The following is a 17,893-nucleotide window of genomic DNA, read 5'->3' as shown; positions in this document are numbered from 1 at the left end:
AATATAAGCTCAGAAATCTAGACAACCATGACCTATTCTATTTCAGACCTTGAACAGCTTTCGGGAGTTCAAAGCCATACCATCAGGATTTGGGAGCGGCGTTACAACGCTTTAGAACCTATGAGGTCCGCTGGAAATACACGCCTTTATGATGGTATTCAGCTTAGAAGATTATTAAACATTGTGAGCTTGAGTAAGTCGGGCTTAAAGATTTCTCATGTCTGTTCCCTTACGGAGCTAGAAATGAATGAATTACTAAATAAGGAGCTAGATCAATTAGAATCTCCAGTTGCGAAGTATGAGTATTATATATCTCAACTGCTAAGCGTTGGTTTAGCATACGACGAAGTTGCATTTAATGCCCTTATTTGTACGGCGCTTGATGAGTATGGACTCAAGACAACCTATACGAACATTATGTATCCACTTCTCGTCAGACTTGGTTTAATGTGGAGAAGTGATAACATCTGTCCTGCGCAAGAACACTTTTTGTCCAATATCATCAGACAAAAGATTTCTGCTGCTACCAATGAGATCCCACAAGACCTTGCTTCAACGTCAACATGGGTTTTATTTCTCCCTGAGGATGAAGACCACGATATCGGATTATTATTCGCTAATTACCTGCTGAAGTTGTCTGGTCTAAAAGTTATTTATCTTGGTGCAAAAGTTCCGATAGATTCCTTAAAAAATGTGCTGAATACTATAAAAGTGGATTATCTTCTATTATTTATGGTCAAAAATCCTCCTGGTCATGCTGGCACTGATTATTTAACCACGCTTTCTGATAACTTCCCTGACCAGCTTATTTATGTAGCTGGAAATACCCGGGTGCTCAGCGATAGGAAAAGCGAGGGCAATATAAGATCTTTGAACTCTATTGAAGAGCTTGAAAACCAAATAAATATGACGAACCATGCCAACTAGTAACAAGAGCAATGTGAAAAATACAGCGGTTATTGGTGCAGGATTCGCAGGAATAAGTGCGGCGGCATACCTTGCTAAAGGTGGCTGTGCCGTTGATGTCTTCGAGAAGAACAACCAGGTAGGAGGTAGGGCGAGGCAACTTGATACGGACAACGGTTATACGTTTGACATGGGACCTAGCTGGTATTGGATGCCAGATGTGTTCGACAAGTTTTTTAGTGACTTTGGTTACAAGACCTCTGATTTTTATGAGCTTGAGCTTTTGGATCCCGGGTTTACTGTAGTATATGGTATGGAAGATGTACTGGACATACCTGCTGACTTTGATGCCTTATGTTCACTTTTTGAAAGCATAGAAATTGGAAGCGCTGAACGCCTGAAGGTTTTCCTGGAAGAAGCAGCATTCAAATACAAGGTTGGTATTGACAAACTGGTTTACAAACCTGGCCTGTCCATATTTGAGTTTTTCGATGCAGAGCTGATCAAGGGTGTATTTAAATTACAGGTCTTTACCTCGTTTAGTAAGCATGTGCGCAAGTTTTTTACGCACCCAAAACTAATTGCGCTGATGGAGTTTCCTGTTCTGTTTCTAGGTGCTATGCCTGAAGATACCCCTGCGCTTTACAGCTTAATGAATTATGCGGGTTTAAAATTAGGTACCTGGTATCCTAAAGGAGGCTTCGGTAAAGTAATTGAAGGAATGAAGCGTGTTGCGGAAGAGCAGGGTGTGAAATTTCATCTTGGCCAACCGGTTACGTCAATCCGACAGCCTTCATCAAGTTCTACAATCGAATTGGAATTTAGTTCCGGTAAGAAAAGCTACGATGGCGTTATTGCATCTGCAGATTATCACCATGTAGAAGAAAAGCTATTAGGGGACGGTCAGAATAATTATGAAGAAAGCTACTGGGATAAGCGGGTATTGGCGCCTTCCTGTTTGATCTTTTATATCGGCGTTACGGAACGAGTGGATCGGTTAAACCACCACACCTTGTTCTTTGACGAAGACTTAAAACAGCATGCCGTCGAAATCTATAAGGATCCTAAATGGCCTGCTAAGCCTTTATTCTATGTGTGTTGTCCGTCAAAAACGGACGACAGTGTTGCCCCGGCAGGTCATGAAAACATTTTTCTTTTAATGCCGTTGGCACCTGATCTTGAAGATACAGAAGCGCTGCGTGAAAGATACTTTGAGCTGATGATGAACCGGCTGGAAAAGTATACTGGTAACGGAATTAGAAAACATATTGACTATAAAAAGAGTTACTGCGTTGCAGACTTTAAGCAAGACTATAACTCTTATAAAGGTAATGCCTATGGTTTGGCGAATACACTAATGCAAACGGCTAATCTAAAACCGTCGATCCGGAATAAAAAGATTACCAATTTGTATTACGCTGGGCAGCTTACCGTGCCTGGACCTGGAGTTCCACCCTCTATAATATCTGGTAATGTCGCTGCTAAACAATTAATTAACTATCTTAAGCCTACTTATGAAAGAGATCTTCGATAAACTATCTGCCGATTGCAGTAAGCTCACCACCAAACGCTATAGTACGAGCTTTTCCCTTGGTATCATGTTTCTAAATAAGAAATTGCGTGGTCCGATATACTCGATCTATGGCTTTGTTCGTTTGGCAGATGAGATTGTTGATAGCTTTCATGATTACGATAAGGAGTATTTACTCGAAAAGTTCAGGTCCGATTGCCTGGAAGCTATAGAACATGGAATTAGCTTAAATCCCGTATTGAACTCTTTCCAGCAAGTGGTTAATGAGTTCGGGATAGAATTGGAACTCATTGAGCTTTTTCTTCACAGTATGAAAATGGATTTGCAGGAAACGGTATACACTTTAGAGAAGTTCGACGAATATATCCTTGGTTCTGCTCAGGTAGTCGGGCTCATGTGTTTGAGGGTTTTTACAAATGGGGATGATGTTGCCTATGAAAAGTTAAGGCATTCAGCAATGAAACTTGGTTCTGCATTTCAAAAGATTAACTTTTTGAGAGATGTTAAGGCCGATTATCAAAACCTTAGCCGTAATTACTTTCCTAATCTAGATCTTTCAAAATTTAGTAACGAGGAGAAAATGTTAATAGAACAGGATATAGAGCAGGACTTTAAAGAGGGCTTGGAGGGTATAAAAAGATTACCTTCAGCTTCTGGAAACGGTGTTTACCTTGCATATATCTACTACAAGGAGCTTTTTAAAAAGATTAAAAAGTGTAATGCAGAAAAGGTTATGTCAGAGAGAATCAGAATTTCCAACAGGCAGAAATTCGGTTTAATGTTCGATTCTATGCTGCGTTATAAAATGAATGCGATATGAAGACCTTATTACTGATCACAGGTATTTTAATGGGAATGGTTACAAAGGATCAGCCGAAAATCGATACGGTAAGAAGCCTTTTCTATCAGGCTGCGAAAGACAAAACATCAGCGAAGAAGTTTTTAAACGCCTTGTCTGTGGTAGATAATAATTCGAGTCCGGTGTTGGTATGCTATAAAGGTGTGGCGGAGATGATGCAGGCAAAGCATGTATTAAGTCCATTTAGCAAACTCCAAAAGTTCAAGACGGGAAAAACTCTAATTGAAAAATCCATTAAACGTGATCCGAACGATTTGGAACTTAGGTTCCTCAGGTTTTCTATTCAAAGCAATTTACCGGAGTTTTTAGGGTATGACCAGGCGATCTCCGCTGATAAAGTGAAATTAATTAACGGGTACAGCAGTATCAAGGACGATGAATTAAGGCAATGCGTTGTAAATTACCTGACTGCGTCTAAATATTGTACTGTTGCGGAATTAAAAAAGATAAAAAGATGACTGAACAGGTGATCCTGGTTGATGTTGAAGATAATGTTTTGGGTACGATGGATAAGATGGATGCCCACGTGATGGGAAAGCTCCATCGGGCGTTTTCGGTGTTCATATTTAACGGTTCTGGTGAGCTCCTGCTTCAGCAGCGGGCCCTGGAAAAGTACCATTCAGGAGGTAAATGGACGAATACTTGTTGTAGTCACCCGAGAATGGGAGAGGAAACGCTTGCGGCTGCACACCGAAGGTTAGGTGAAGAAATGGGCATGAAATGTGAGCTTACCTATGCATTTAATTTTACCTACAAAGCGGAGCTGTTAGAAGGAATTGAAGAGTATGAATATGACCATGTTTATTTTGGCCTAAGTGATGAAGTGCCTCTTCCAGATACAGCAGAAGTTGCAGCCTATAAATATATGTCTATGGAATCACTTTCAAAAGATATTGACATGAACCCGGACGACTACAGCGAATGGTTAAAGATTTGTTTTAAACAGGTACAGGAAAGTAATAAACGTTTATTATAATGGGAGAATTTTTTAGAGGCTTTTTAATTGTTGCCGCTACATTTATAGGGATGGAAGGAGTGGCATGGCTTACGCATAAGTATTTGATGCATGGCTGGTTGTGGGTCTTACATGAAGATCATCATAAGAAAGATACTGAAGGATTTCTTGAATTTAACGATTCCTTCTTCTTGATCTTCGCCATACCCGGCATACTTTGTTTAGCATTTGGTTCATTGGCTGGATATGCAGTAGCGCTATATATCGGGATCGGAATTACCTTATATGGAGCAGCGTATTTCTTTATTCATGATATCTTCATTCACCAACGATTTAAGGTGTTCAGGAATTCGGACCATTGGTACTTTCAGGCCATTCGAAGGGCGCACAAAATGCATCATAAGCACCTCGGAAAAGAAGAGGGTGAGTGTTTTGGAATGTTGTGGGTACCGTTAAAATACTTCTGGGCAACTAAAGGTAAAAAGCAAGAGCGTGTTTTGGTAAACAAAATCCGCGTAGATAAACAGATTGACGGGTAGTCATTTTTTGTAAATATTAGTGCTTTTCCGGAAATTAGGTCTAAATTTCGGGTCATGAAGCACGATCCTTCAAATTTAAGAACTGTCAATGTCATCAGGTATGTTACCCCGCTACGTGAGGGTGGTTCTATGCCTGCGATAGCCGAGGCTGATGATGAGTTTCTCTATGTAGTCAAATTTAGAGGCGCTGGGCAAGGCACAAAAGCTTTAGTTGCTGAGATCATCGGTGGTGAGATAGCCCGGCAATTAGGCTTTAAGGTCCCTGAACTTGTTTATGTTCATTTAGATGAAGCTTTTGGGCGCACAGAACCTGATGAAGAAATTCAGGACTTGCTAAAAGCGAGTATAGGATTAAACCTTGGTCTTCATTACTTATCCGGTTCTATCACTTATGATCCGGCCGTTGTCAAGATCGAACCTAAGCTCGCCTCTCAAATTGTATGGCTTGATTGTTTGTTGACAAACATGGACCGTACACCCCGAAATACCAATATGTTGATATGGCATAAAGAGCTTTGGTTGATAGACCATGGAGCTTGCCTGTATTTTCACCATGCCATGGGAAACTGGAAAGAACAAGCCGTTAAGCCTTTTGCGTTGATCAAGGATCACGTTTTGCTTCCCCAAGCATCATTACTGGAGGAAGTGAATACGGAGTTCAAGGCTATTCTTACCGATGAAGTCATCGATAAGGTAGTGGCTTTAATCCCGGATGACTTCCTACAGCATCAGGGGGCAGCTGAAACTGCTGAAGAAATGCGCGAGATCTACGCGCAATTTTTGAAGTTACGCATTACAAATTCTGAAACTTTTATAAACGAAGCCAACAATGCAAGAGCAACATTTATATGAGTATGCAGTAATTCGCTGGGTTCCCCAGGTCGAGCGGGATGAGTTTGTAAACATCGGAATCATACTTTACTGTTCCAGAAAGAAGCAGCTCTATATGAACTATCATCTGGACAATGCAAGGCTTGCTGCCTTCAATTCATTGTTCGATTTCGAAGAATTGGAAGCGCATTTGATCGCTTTTCAAAACATTTGTGCCGGACTGAAGACGGGAGGACCGATAGCCGACCTGGACCCGGCCTCGCGATTTAGATGGCTAACTGCAATCCGAAGTACAACTATACAAACCTCACGTGTCCATCCTGGTTATTGTAATCAACCGGAACATACGCTCATTAAACTTCACAATCAACTGGTATTGCTGTCTTAGCAAAACTTTTTAATAAAATATCGCTTTTAAACTATACTGTTATGAACGAAGACTTTTTCCAAAATATACATAGCAAACAGACTGCGATCGCTGCTGTGCCTTCCAATGAGGAAGTGTCGCAATGGGCCGTCAATCTCCTTAATCTCCTCTATCCCGAGCGTTTGACGACTCCGGATTATTCCGTAAATGAAATTAAAAGATTGTTTCAAAAACTGGAGAAGGAGTTGGTTAGGATTCTGAATGCTATTAAAGTTTTGGAACAAAGTGACAACGAAGGATCTGCAAAGGAGTTCTTTGAACGGGTGCCTGAGTTGTATCGGAAGATGAACAATGACATTACCGCTATTTATGTAGGTGATCCTGCTGCTCAAAGTGAATTTGAAGTAATTAGAGTTTATCCCGGTTTTTTAGGGATAGCCTTATACAGAATTGCGAATGATCTCCTTAAAGCCGGAATTCCGATCGTTCCAAGAATACTAACGGAATACGCGCATTCGATGACTGGAATAGACATCCATCCGGCTGCTTCAATTGGTGAGCATTTATTCATTGACCATGGAACGGGTGTAGTGGTGGGTGAGACGACTATAATAGGTAATCATGTGAAGCTGTATCAGGGGGTGACGCTAGGCGCCCTGAGTGTTGATAAGGACCGGGCGAATACAAAGCGTCATCCAACTATTGGAGACCATGTAATTATTTATTCAGGCGCCACTATTTTAGGTGGAGATACGCTGATAGGAGAATCCTGTGTAATTGGAGGTAACGTTTGGTTGACTAAAAGTGTGCCCGCTCATTCCACAGTTTATCATCAATCAACGATTAAAGTGGTGGAGACAAAAAAAATAGGCTAGCATATGGGAAGTATCATAGATTTTGTAGGGAACACGCCAATCGTCGAGATTCAACGGTTAAATACCAGACCTAATGTTAAAATCTTCGCGAAACTGGAAGGAAATAACCCCGGTGGAAGTGTTAAAGATCGTGCTGCCTTGAATATGATCAGGAGCGGCATAGAGCGTGGCGACATAAAGCCGGGTACAAAACTCATCGAAGCAACCAGTGGAAATACAGGCATTGCACTGGCAATGATTGCTAGTTTGTATGATCTGGAAATAGAATTGGTGATGCCATCAAATTCGACCCGGGAACGTACGCTGACTATGGAAGCTTACGGAGCGAAAGTTACTTTGATGGAATCCATTGAAGTTTGCCGAGATTACGCGGAGGATAAAGGTGCTCAACCCGGCTATTATCTAATGAACCAGTTTGCCAACCCAGATAATTATCTTGCTCATTATAAGACTACTGGTCCGGAGATATGGAGAGATACGGAAGGTAAAATCACTCATTTCGTGAGTTCGATGGGTACAACTGGCAGTATCATGGGTAACTCCATGTATCTGAAAGAAAAGAATCCCGAGATACAAATAGTGGGATGTCAGCCAACAGAGGACTCTTCGATTCCGGGTATTAGAAGGTGGCCTGAGGCGTACTTACCGAAGATCTTCGACGCTTCAAGAGTGGACCGTATCATGGATGTGTCGCAAGGCGAAGCGACAGAAATGGCAAGGAAGCTGGCTAAGACTGAAGGAATCTTTGCCGGTATGAGTAGTGGAGGCGCTTTATCTTGTGCACTTAAACTTGCGGAGGAACTAGAGTCTGGATTAATTGTTTTCATAGCCTGCGACAGGGGTGATCGCTACCTGAGCAGCGACCTTTTTGGTTAAATTTTAGCGATAACGATTGCGTAAATAATTTCGGGACAAAGCATTTATACGTTATTAATATTATGTAGACTTGTTTAGCACTGTATGAACTTTTCGCATGATTTTATCTAAACGTAGCTTAAGCGACATCCCGTCAGCTAGCGTCATCCTTCCCCAGTTAGTTGAATTTGAACTCCCTGAAAAAGTTCTACAATTTGGAACGGGAGTGCTTTTACGTGGGCTTCCAGATTATTTCATTAATAAAGCTAATAGTAAGAACACGTTCAATGGACGAATTGTGGTGGTCAAGTCGACTGTTAAAGGGGATTTGACCAGGTTTAAAGAACAAGACTGTCTTTACACCATCTGCATCAGAGGCATTGAAAATGCTGAAGTTGTGGAAAAGAACGTTGTTTCTTCTGCGATAAGCCGTGTATTAGATGCAAACGCAGACTGGGATGCCATAATAGCAGTTGCTTTAAATCCGGAGTTGAAGTTTATCGTTTCTAATACAACCGAGGTTGGCCTGGTACTATTAAACGAACACTTGACTTCATCTGCTCCTAAGTCCTATCCCGGTAAGCTCTTAGCGCTGCTTTACGCACGTTTCAAAGCTTTAGGAGAGCAAGCAGGAGAGCTTGTTGTTATTGCTACAGAACTTGTGCCTGATAATGGTAAAGTGTTGCAGAACATAGTACTTGAACTTTCAACTTACAATTCATTGGAAGACAGCTTCGTTACGTGGGTTGAAGCAAAGGTTAGCTTTTGCAATTCACTGGTTGATCGCATTGTTCCCGGTACACCTGAAAAGAATTCGCTCGCAGCCATTGAAAAAGATTTGGGATATAGCGATGATCTGCTAATCATGGCAGAACCTTACCGGCTGTGGGCAATTGAAGGTGATCAAAAGATTGTAGATTTACTTGACCTTGATGGTGTTGACGATGGGCTTATAGTCAAAACTGATATCGAGGTGTTCAGGGAATTAAAAGTCCGTCTTTTAAACGGAACTCATACACTAGCCTGTGGAATCGCTTATCTCGCAGGTATTGATACCGTCGCTGATGCCATGTCAGATCATGCATTGCGAAAGTATATCGAGGAGGTCATGCAAGAAGAAATCATTCCTGCCATACCTTATGCTATGACTACAGGTGAACCAGAAGCTTTTGCGAAGGTCGTATTAGACCGCTTCGCAAATCCCTTCATCAAGCATCAATGGATAAATATTACTTTTCAATACACGATGAAATTGAAGATCCGGGTAGTTCCTGTCCTCAAACAGCACTATAGCCTTTCTAACCTGGTCCCTGAACGGATTGCGTTTGGCTTTGCAGCGTACCTTGCTTTTAGCACTGGAAAAGAAGTAGCAGGGGTGGGCTATTCCGTCACGGACGATCAGGCAGGCTATATCAATGGTATTGATAAAGCTGATTTTGTGTATGCTGTCTTGAGTGATCAAAGCCTTTGGGGTTTAGATCTTACTGCTTTTGAAGGCTTTAAAGCAGCTGTAGAAAGATATTTTACATATATTACAACAAATGGGGTTGTCGCCGCACTGGCGCTGATTCGATAAATTAAACAAATAACCAAATATAATGACTGTTAAAAAGGTAACCAATTACAGGTGGACGATCTGTGCGCTTTTATTTTTTGCGACTACCGTCAACTACCTTGATAGACAAGTTCTAAGTCTCTTAAAACCACATCTTGAAGATATCTTTGGATGGAGTAATAGCGACTATGCGAACATAGCTTCCGTATTTCAGTTTACTTATGCAATCTCAATGATTTTCGCTGGTCGGATTGTTGATAAACTAGGCACAAAAAAGGGATACGTCTGGGCAATAATTATTTGGTCTATTGGTGCTATTGTGCATGCGCTTGCCATCCCTATAGGAGAAGGAATCGCTACTGTAATGGGCTTTGTAGGGGTAGCGAGCATATCAGTTTCTATTGCTGGTTTCATGTTTTCAAGGGCTTTGCTTGGCTTTGGGGAAGCTGGTAACTTTCCGGCCGCGATTAAGGCTACCGCAGAGTACTTTCCGAAGAAGGAGCGCTCATTTGCAACTGGCATATTCAACTCTGGTAGTAATGTAGGTGCCGTCCTTGCGCCATTAACAGTACCTTTTATCGCCAAGGAATGGGGCTGGGAAGCCGCTTTTCTCTTGATTGGGGCAGTGGGCTTTTTGTGGCTTATTTTCTGGCTTAAGTACTATGATAAACCTGAAGAACAGAAACGAATGTCTCCAGAAGAATTAATGTACATCAATAATGAGGAAATAGAAGGGTTTGAGCCGATCAAAGAGGCAGCTTATGCAGACAATAAGATTTCCTGGGTCAAGCTTTTGGGGTATCGTCAGACCTGGGCTTTTGTGGTTGGTAAATTCATGACTGATGGTGTCTGGTGGTTTTTCCTTTTCTGGCTTCCCGCTTATTTAAAGGATCAATATGGAATGGTTGATACCCAGGTGATGATCCCTCTGGCCGTTTTGTATAGTATGACGATGATTGGAAGCGTTGGTGGGGGTTGGTTTCCAATGTATTTCATCAATAAAGGCTATGCACCCTACGATGCAAGGATGAAAGCTATGTTGCTGATCGCCATTGTTCCACTGGTGGTTTTAGGAGCTCAGCCATTAGGTCACATTAGTTTCTGGATGCCGGTTATTCTAATTGGTATTGGCGCTTCAGCGCACCAGGCATGGTCAGCTAATCTTTTTACTACGGTTTCAGATATGTTCCCCAAGAAAGCGATAGGATCTGTAGTGGGGATCGGAGGAATGGTCGGTGGTTTGGGTGGCGTAATTATCACCAAGCTTGGTGGAGCGCTCTTCGATAAATATAAGGCCTTAGGGCATATTGAAACGGGTTATACCATTATGTTCACTATTTGTGCCGTAGCTTATTTGATTGCCTGGGTCATCATGAAATCACTGGTACCGAAGTATAAGTTGATCACAGACTTATAGTACTTTGACAGTTGTGCTGAATACATTGACAGTAGGATAGAATTTGAAATGACTATATCCCTTTTCTTTGTTACAGGTAAAATATCAACTTAATGCACATAACCCTAACTACTTTCTTTAGAGGTCTCCTCCAGTTATTAATTATTCCTTGTAGTATAAGCGCATCAGTAGCGCAACCTCCTGCTTCCAAGCTAATCAGTATTCCTTATGGAAAAAGCTCCAGGATTGTTTATGATAAAAACACAGGCTTATATGACCTTTACCAGGGAAAGCTTCAAATTATAAATGATGCTTTCGCAGAGGTGAAAAACGGGGATCAAGTCCTGAGAAGTACAGCTTATGCTACGGTCAGCAACAAGATCTTTGGTCTGAAAGATCAGTTTGGCGTTGGAAAGAAATACGTTTTTACTTTAAAAAAACAAGGCCTGCCAGACCTCCAACAGGTATTTTACGTATACAACAGCTTACCATACTTTTTTGTAGAAGTAATACTCGCGGGTGAGAAACTGAACAGTAATTACATGTCGCCGCTCAGTTCAAACCAAGTAATGCTTCATGCAAAAGGCGATAACCGGAACCTCTTCGTACCCTTTGATAATGATACTTTCATCCGTTATGATGCCAAATCCACGTCCTCAAACCTTAAAAACGCAAGTTCCGAACTTGGTGCTTTTTATGATAACACGAGTCGCAAAGGTCTGATTACAGGTTCAATAGAACATATGGTATGGAAAACTGGCGTGCTTTCAGAAGGCAAAGATGACCAATTGAAAGAACTGCAGGTCTTCGGGGGATACTCAGACCAACAAGTGACGAGAGATCAGATACCTCATGCGGCGCTTTCGGGGGATGTATTGAAGTCACCCAAAGTATTCGTGGGTTATTATGATGACTGGAGGGTTGGCTTAGAAGATTACGGAAAAGTAAACAGGCTTGCAGAAACTCCGTTCGTGTTCAATTGGACTAAACCAGTACCCTTTGGCTGGAACAGCTGGGGAGTAATTCAGGAAAAGCTCAGCTTTGAAAAGGCAATTAAAGTTGTTGACTACTTTGCTGAGAAGCTTCCCGACTTTAGAAACGGGGAGACTGCTTATATAGACCTGGACTCTTTTTGGGATAACTTTACCGGCGGAATGAGGGGCGATTATAGCAAGCTGAAGGAGTTCGCTGATTACTGTAAAAGTAAAGGTTTGGAGCCCGGAGCATATTGGGCACCCTTTACTGACTGGGGTTTTAAGTCCCGAAATGAGCGTGAGGCAGAAGGAAGCACTTACAAGTTCTCTGAAATGTGGATTAAAGTAGGCACGGGATATCATGATTTCGACGGTGCAAGAGCGCTGGATCCAACTCATCCGGGCACGCTTAGGCGGATTGACTATATCATTGATAAACTAAAAGCATGCGGTTTCAAAATGATAAAGATCGACTTCCTCGGACATGCAGCCGCTGAATCCACGCATTTTTACGACCCGAAAGTTAGAACGGGTATGCAGGGTTACCGTGTTGGTATGGAGTATCTTGTAAAACGAATGGATGGTCAGATGCTGATTTACGCTGCAATTTCACCAAGCATGGCTACTGGAAGATACGCGCATACCAGGAGGATCGCCTGCGATGCATGGAAAACGATCAAGGACACAGAATATACCCTAAACAGCCTAAATTATGGTTGGTGGCAAACCTACCTATACAACTTCATTGATGCAGATCACATCGTCTTTTCTAAAGAAGACACTGGAAGTAACAAAGCGAGACTGACCTCTGGCCTGATCACTGGGACCTTGATCACTGGTGATGACTTTTCAATACCAGGGGAGTGGGATCAAGCAGCGTCAAGCTTACTGCAAAACAAAGAACTTTTGGATATTGCAAGGTCGGGGAAGGCTTTTATGCCTTTAGACGGGAATACTGGGAACAAGGCAAATGGCGTTTTCTACAGGAAGATCAATGGTTTCTTATACGTGGCGCTACTCAACTATACTAAAACAGAGCATGTATTCAATATTCCTTTAAAGAAATTAGGCCTTCCGAAAACGAGTTATCATGGAGAGGAACTTTTTGAAAACAAAGCGCTTAATCTAGAAGGCTATGTTAATCTAAGTGTTGGTCCTCAAAATGCTTCCATCTTAAGAATACCAATGAGCAAATAGCGGCCTGAAGTATTTAACATTAAATTAACATTGAAAGTGCATCTTTGCATATGTTTTTATACAGCCTAGCGTTTGTCTTTTTCTTATTCGCGTTAATTGCCGCGTTTAAAATGGAATCCCCAATGAAGGGTGCATTGTTCATGCTGTCACTGGTAGGTGTATGTGGCGTACTCTATTTGTTCATTTTGTTTCCTGGGATATCAGGCTTATCTGTAGCTGCAATGCTTGTGATATTCATTTTGAGACAAAGCAAAAAGTAGCTTTTTAAATTCCAGACATCACTACGTCGCCAATTTTCTTACACCTTTGAATCAACCATTCGTAATCGACGGCATCCGATGGTGAATTAAATAATGCCGATCCAAAACCTAAAGCTGATACGCCAGCTTGAAGCCAGCTCGTGATCTCTTCTGTAGATAGTTCAACTCCACCGGTAGGCATAAATAAGAGGTTTGGAAATAAGGGCTTTATTGACTTTAAAAACGAGGTGCCTAGCAGGTTTCCCGGAAAAAGCTTTACTAAACTTGCGCCCAGTTCTTCCGCCACTGCAATCTCCGAAGGAGTCATACAACCTGGAATCCAGAATACTTGATGTTGCTTGGTAATCTCCGCAAGTTCTTTGTTTACAATCGGACTAACTATGAAATCTGCGTTAAGCTTAATGTAAGCTTTAGCTTGATCAGCGGTTTTTATGGTTCCAATTCCTAACAAAAGATCAGGATACTCTTCATCGCGCCTTTGCTGTATTACCTTAAAGTTCTCCAAAGCCTTCTCTCCCCGGTCGGTGAATTCGAACACCCTGATGCCTCCATAATAACAAGCGCTCATAACAGCTAAGCAGGTTTCTGGGTCATCATTGTAGTAAACAGGGATTACTGGGTGAGATATGATCTGGTCCAGTATGTTATTTTTTAAGCTCATAATATCTGTTGTTAAAGAGAACGGTTACCAAAATCGCCTTTTACAAACAGCTTTTGAAATCCAGCTGCAGTTGCCCGATCTACAATCAGCTGTCCGTCAATGTTCTCCACTAGCCCGTGGATCAAACCTGCCATAAATGCATCTCCGCTACCTATTCGGTCAACGACTTCCTCTGTTTCTAATACCTCTGAAATGAAGCTGTTTTCTTTAGTATGGTAGGTCCCGTAGAAGAGATTGTGTCTGGGATTATCCATAAACCTGAATGTGTTGGCAACATGCTCACAATTCGCATAGGTCTTAAATATATTTTCGGCTGACCTACAAGCCTCTTTGAAGTATACCCCTGAAGACGTATTTCTGTCCAATGTGGTGTCAATTCCCGCCCCAAGCATTTTGTCGGCCGCCCAGATGTTCCCCATAATCACGTGACAATATTGAACAAGGGCGGGCATAACTTCGATGGGTTGCTTGCCGTAATCCCAGAGCCTGCTTCTATAATTAAGGTCTACAGAAATCTTTAGACCCTTTTTGCTCGCAGCTTCCAAAGCCTCTAGCATAACGATTGCAAGATCACTGTTTAAAGCAGGAGTGAGGGCAGACCAATGGAACCAAGTGTGGCCTTCCATCACTTCCTCCCAATTTATCGACCCTGGTGTTAAGGCGCTAAAGGAAGAATATTTCCTGTCATATACGACTTCGCCACTGCTTAAACCGTTTGCTGAAAGTAGAAAATAAAGACCTAACCTTGATCCTTGCTTTGAAACTTTGCCTGTGTCTACACCGGCATCAGATAGGTGTTTTAATGCACTTACGGTCAAAAGGTTGTCTGGTGCAGCAGTTAGGTAGGAAACAGATCTTCCGAAATGACCTAACGAAGCAGCCACATTAGCTTCAGATCCCCCGGGATATAAGGATGCTCCGCAATCAGGACTCAAAAAATCATCAGTTGCAGAACTAAGTCTGATCAATAATTCACCGAAAACTAAGATATCGTGGTCCTGTCCCATATATTAAAGATACGTTATACAATAATACATGTATTAGCTTTAAAGTACCAGGGGTTCTTTACGCTAAGAACGCAAACGTTTTCGCGTGGAGTTCCTAACGTGAACTTCTGTAGGCAGCACGATGGTCTCAAACTCAATATCATTGTGCTTTTTCTCAATCAACTCAATCAGTTTGGCTGCTGCAAGCTGGCCGATTTCAAAGGCAGGTTGATAAACCGTACTTAATGATGGATTTAAAGCTTCTGCAAGATCTGTGTTGGTAAAGCCGATTACTGCAACATCTTCGGGAATGTTGTAGCCGAGTTTATTTAATATGGCAAGGCATTTTGTGGTAATTTGATCTGTCGCAGTAAAAATGGCGTCTGGACGATCCTTTAGGTTCATATAGAAATGTATCGCAGCTTCAAGGTCTTTCGCCAGTTTTCCCGAGTCCGTATAATCGCAGGATCTGAGTAGTTCAGGTCTGAATGCGATTCCTTCATCGAGCAATGCCTGTCTATAGCCGTTTAACCTATCCGTTGCAATGTTTAAGTTTGTATTGGTATTTAAGTGTGCGATACTTTTGTAGCCTTGTGAAATAAGATGCTGCGTTGCGTCATATGCGCCCCGAAAGTTATCTGCTCCAACCTTATGTGTTTGTATCTCCTCACTTAGCCGGTCAAAAAGCACAACTGGCAACCCTTTTTGTTGCAGAGAAACCAAGTAGCTCAGGTCAACATTTTCACAGGCAGGAGAAATTAATATGCCATCGACACCACCAGCATACAACAATGAGAGGCAGTCGCACTCCTGTTTATGCGATTCTTTACTCTGCATGATGATGATCTGATAACTTTTATCTGAACTATAGCTGTCAATCCCGTCGAGCATTTGAGCAACGAAATTGTTCTCCAGTGAGCACACTACTACGCCAATTGAACGGCTCCTTCCTTCTTTAAGACCTTTAGCAAGTCTATTCGGCGAGTAATTGTTGGCTTTAGCATACTCCTGAACCTTCTTTTTTGTCTCAACACTGATCTCATAACTATCATTCAATGCCTTTGAAATTGTTGAGATAGAGAGGTCAAGTGCCCGTGCAAGGTCCTTAAGAGTGATATTATTGTTCATATTAAGTCTACAATACCCGGTTATTAAACACAAGAATGTATTTGACAAATATATGATACATAATATAAATACCCTTTATACATTTGCTTAACGGTGTTAGATTATTTATAAGGGATAACAATGGGAAGTAAAGAGCGAATAGCGCGGTTAAAAGAGGAGACCAGAGAGAACATTCTGGACGCTGCTCTTGAGATCGTGAAAGAAGAGGGATGGCAGTCTTTAAGTATGAGAAAGATTGCAGATAAGATAGAGTATACTGCCCCAATTATTTATGAATATTTTGCCAATAAGGAAGGTATCCTTATGGAACTTACCCGTACCGGATACATTATACTGGGTACAGATTTACGAGCTACGATGGCAATATCGACTGAGCCGGCAGTGCAGCTGGAAGCTATGTGGATCGCTTACTGGAACTTTGCTTTTGAAAACAAAGAATTGTATAGGTTGATGTACGGAGTAGACATGGTCTGCTGCGAAATGAAGAAATCGATGCCTGAAGCAGAAGCCAGTAACAGACTCTTTTTTGAAACTATTGAAAGGTTGGTTGAACCGCAAAATAATACGGAAGAATTCGTTTGTCGTAAGTTCTATACCTTTTGGTCAATCATCCACGGGTTAATTTCAATTAATCTGGTAAACAAGGGCAGAGGCCAGGAAATGAATGAACTGATCTTAAAAGATGCAATAAAAGGAATTATCAAATTTATTAACGAATAGATAGCATAAGGCTCAAATCACTGAGCCTTTTTTACCGACGGCAACTTAACGCTGTTAAATTAATTAAATACGTTACAAACAAACAATTACTCCAATAATCATGAAAACTTACCATTCTTACAGTCAGTTATTTAACGGTGTTAAATCATATAATACCGTTATGGGTGTTTTATCCCTTTTTACTATCCTAACATTCTCCGGTTGTGGAGAGGGAAACAAAATGCAAGTTGCCGCTCCTGTGGTACAGACGCTTCCTGTCGTAGCCATTAATAACAGTTCAGAAACAACCTATATCGACTATCCGGCTTCCATAGAAGGAGCAGTAGATTTAGAAATCAGGCCACAGGTGTCCGGATCATTAGATAAGATCTATGTCAATGAGGGTGCTCCAGTAACAAAAGGACAAATTCTATTTAAAATCAACGAACAGCCTTTCAGAGAAGCTTTGAACAACGCTAAAGCGTCACTAATGTCTGCTAAAGCTTCACAATTGAACGCCCAGCTGGAAATTGATAAATTAACACCCTTAGTTGCCAATAAGGTAGTGTCTGAATATCAACTTAAAAGTGCAAAAGCTACGTTCGAGTCGGCTAAAGCGAACGTTGAGCAAGCTAAAGCAGCCGTTTCTACTGCCAATATCAATCTAAGTTATACGGTGATAAAAGCTCCTGTCAGTGGTTTTGTAGGTCGACTTCCTAAAAAACAAGGTAGTTTGGTTAGTAATACTGATGTTGCTCCTCTTACCTTATTATCAGATGCACATGAGGTGCACATTTACTTTTCATTGAGTGAAGAAGACTTTATTGCCTTTAACACCAACTATGCAGGCAAATCAATGACAGATAGAATCAGTCATCTTCCTGCAGTTTCTTTGGTGCTGACAGACAATACGGTTTATCAGCAGAAAGGAAAAATCGACATGGTTGATGGTCAATTTGACAAAAGCACTGGATCTATCTCTTTAAGAGCTACTTTCCCAAATGCCAAAGGTCTTCTGAGATCAGGTAACACTGGCAAAATACGATTAGGGTTGTTGCATGCAGATGCGTTGGTGATCCCTCAGTCGGCAACCGTTGAGATGCAAGATAAGATCTTCGTTTTCACAGTTGCTGATAGCAATAAAGTGAAAAAGACGCCAATCGTAATCTCAGGTAAAAGCGGACCCAACTACCTTGTTAAAGATGGGATTAAAGCTGGTGACCAAATCGTACTTAGTGGCTTAGACAGACTTAAAGAAGGAGAAGTTATTAACCCGGATAAAAAAGCGGATAAAGTCGCAAAATTAATTACACAATAGT

Annotated in this window: 18 protein-coding genes; 15 read left to right on the top strand and 3 right to left on the bottom strand. The window is 41.5% G+C overall.

Annotated features, from left to right (window positions below):
• Positions 1-27: 27 nt before the first annotated feature.
• From WKF66_RS15565 to WKF66_RS15505, 13 genes are all read left to right on the top strand, one after another.
• Entirely contained in the window at positions 28-927 is a 900-nt protein-coding gene (locus WKF66_RS15565; protein ID WP_489675393.1) for a MerR family transcriptional regulator, read from the top strand.
• Positions 917-2,440, top strand: a complete 1,524-nt coding sequence (locus WKF66_RS15560; RefSeq protein WP_489675392.1) for a phytoene desaturase family protein — start codon at positions 917-919, stop codon at positions 2,438-2,440. Before WKF66_RS15565 ends, WKF66_RS15560 begins: the two co-directional genes overlap by 11 nt.
• Positions 2,421-3,257, top strand: coding sequence for a phytoene/squalene synthase family protein (locus WKF66_RS15555; protein WP_489675391.1), 837 nt, complete (start codon positions 2,421-2,423; stop codon positions 3,255-3,257). Before WKF66_RS15560 ends, WKF66_RS15555 begins: the two co-directional genes overlap by 20 nt.
• Complete coding sequence (locus tag WKF66_RS15550; protein ID WP_489675390.1) at positions 3,254-3,754, top strand: hypothetical protein; 501 nt, start codon at positions 3,254-3,256, stop codon at positions 3,752-3,754. Before WKF66_RS15555 ends, WKF66_RS15550 begins: the two co-directional genes overlap by 4 nt.
• Positions 3,751-4,272: an isopentenyl-diphosphate Delta-isomerase gene (gene idi, locus WKF66_RS15545; RefSeq protein ID WP_489675389.1), complete on the top strand. Its 522-nt coding sequence runs from the start codon at positions 3,751-3,753 to the stop codon at positions 4,270-4,272. Before WKF66_RS15550 ends, idi begins: the two co-directional genes overlap by 4 nt.
• Positions 4,272-4,790 carry a sterol desaturase family protein gene (locus WKF66_RS15540; protein ID WP_489675388.1) on the top strand — a complete coding sequence of 173 codons (519 nt, stop codon included), beginning with the start codon at positions 4,272-4,274 and terminating at the stop codon, positions 4,788-4,790. Before idi ends, WKF66_RS15540 begins: the two co-directional genes overlap by 1 nt.
• A gap of 54 nt (positions 4,791-4,844) precedes the next feature.
• Positions 4,845-5,642, top strand: coding sequence for a HipA family kinase (locus WKF66_RS15535; protein WP_489675387.1), 798 nt, complete (start codon positions 4,845-4,847; stop codon positions 5,640-5,642).
• Positions 5,620-6,009, top strand: coding sequence for a DUF3037 domain-containing protein (locus WKF66_RS15530; RefSeq protein WP_489675386.1), 390 nt, complete (start codon positions 5,620-5,622; stop codon positions 6,007-6,009). The genes WKF66_RS15535 and WKF66_RS15530 overlap by 23 nt, the downstream gene beginning before the upstream one ends.
• 41 nt (positions 6,010-6,050) lie before the next feature.
• Positions 6,051-6,863, top strand: a complete 813-nt coding sequence (gene epsC, locus WKF66_RS15525) for a serine O-acetyltransferase EpsC (protein WP_489675385.1) — start codon at positions 6,051-6,053, stop codon at positions 6,861-6,863.
• A 3-nt stretch (positions 6,864-6,866) separates the two neighbouring features.
• Positions 6,867-7,739: a cysteine synthase CysM gene (cysM, locus tag WKF66_RS15520; protein ID WP_489675384.1), complete on the top strand. Its 873-nt coding sequence runs from the start codon at positions 6,867-6,869 to the stop codon at positions 7,737-7,739.
• A 97-nt stretch (positions 7,740-7,836) separates the two neighbouring features.
• Entirely contained in the window at positions 7,837-9,294 is a 1,458-nt protein-coding gene (locus WKF66_RS15515; protein ID WP_489675383.1) for a tagaturonate reductase, read from the top strand.
• A 22-nt stretch (positions 9,295-9,316) separates the two neighbouring features.
• A complete protein-coding gene (locus tag WKF66_RS15510) occupies positions 9,317-10,690 on the top strand; it encodes an MFS transporter (protein ID WP_489675382.1) in 1,374 nt (457 codons plus the stop codon).
• Between the two features lie 92 nt (positions 10,691-10,782).
• Positions 10,783-12,840 (top strand): alpha-amylase family protein, encoded by a 2,058-nt coding sequence (locus WKF66_RS15505; protein WP_489675381.1) that lies wholly within the window; start codon positions 10,783-10,785, stop codon positions 12,838-12,840.
• Positions 12,841-13,104: 264 nt separating this feature from the next.
• On the opposite strand, the gene WKF66_RS15500 is transcribed toward WKF66_RS15505, so the two are convergent.
• From WKF66_RS15500 to WKF66_RS15490, 3 genes are all read right to left on the bottom strand, one after another.
• Complete coding sequence (locus WKF66_RS15500; protein WP_489675380.1) at positions 13,105-13,761, bottom strand: bifunctional 4-hydroxy-2-oxoglutarate aldolase/2-dehydro-3-deoxy-phosphogluconate aldolase; 657 nt, start codon at positions 13,759-13,761, stop codon at positions 13,105-13,107.
• Between the two features lie 11 nt (positions 13,762-13,772).
• Positions 13,773-14,768: a PfkB family carbohydrate kinase gene (locus WKF66_RS15495; protein ID WP_489675379.1), complete on the bottom strand. Its 996-nt coding sequence runs from the start codon at positions 14,766-14,768 to the stop codon at positions 13,773-13,775.
• Positions 14,769-14,831: 63 nt separating this feature from the next.
• Positions 14,832-15,875: a LacI family DNA-binding transcriptional regulator gene (locus tag WKF66_RS15490; protein ID WP_489675378.1), complete on the bottom strand. Its 1,044-nt coding sequence runs from the start codon at positions 15,873-15,875 to the stop codon at positions 14,832-14,834.
• A 120-nt stretch (positions 15,876-15,995) separates the two neighbouring features.
• On the opposite strand from WKF66_RS15490, the gene WKF66_RS15485 reads away from it, so the two are divergent.
• Together WKF66_RS15485 and WKF66_RS15480 are read left to right on the top strand one after the other, a co-directional pair.
• Positions 15,996-16,595 (top strand): TetR/AcrR family transcriptional regulator, encoded by a 600-nt coding sequence (locus WKF66_RS15485; RefSeq protein WP_489675377.1) that lies wholly within the window; start codon positions 15,996-15,998, stop codon positions 16,593-16,595.
• 100 nt (positions 16,596-16,695) lie between these two features.
• Positions 16,696-17,892 (top strand): efflux RND transporter periplasmic adaptor subunit, encoded by a 1,197-nt coding sequence (locus WKF66_RS15480; protein ID WP_489675376.1) that lies wholly within the window; start codon positions 16,696-16,698, stop codon positions 17,890-17,892.
• Position 17,893: the final 1 nt, after the last annotated feature.

The sequence above is a fragment of the Pedobacter sp. genome (assembly GCF_037719805.1).
Classification (GTDB): Bacteria; Bacteroidota; Bacteroidia; order Sphingobacteriales; family Sphingobacteriaceae; genus Pedobacter.
The sequence above is the reverse complement of the archived record's forward strand: the minus strand, read 5'-3'. Positions and strand labels throughout refer to the sequence as shown.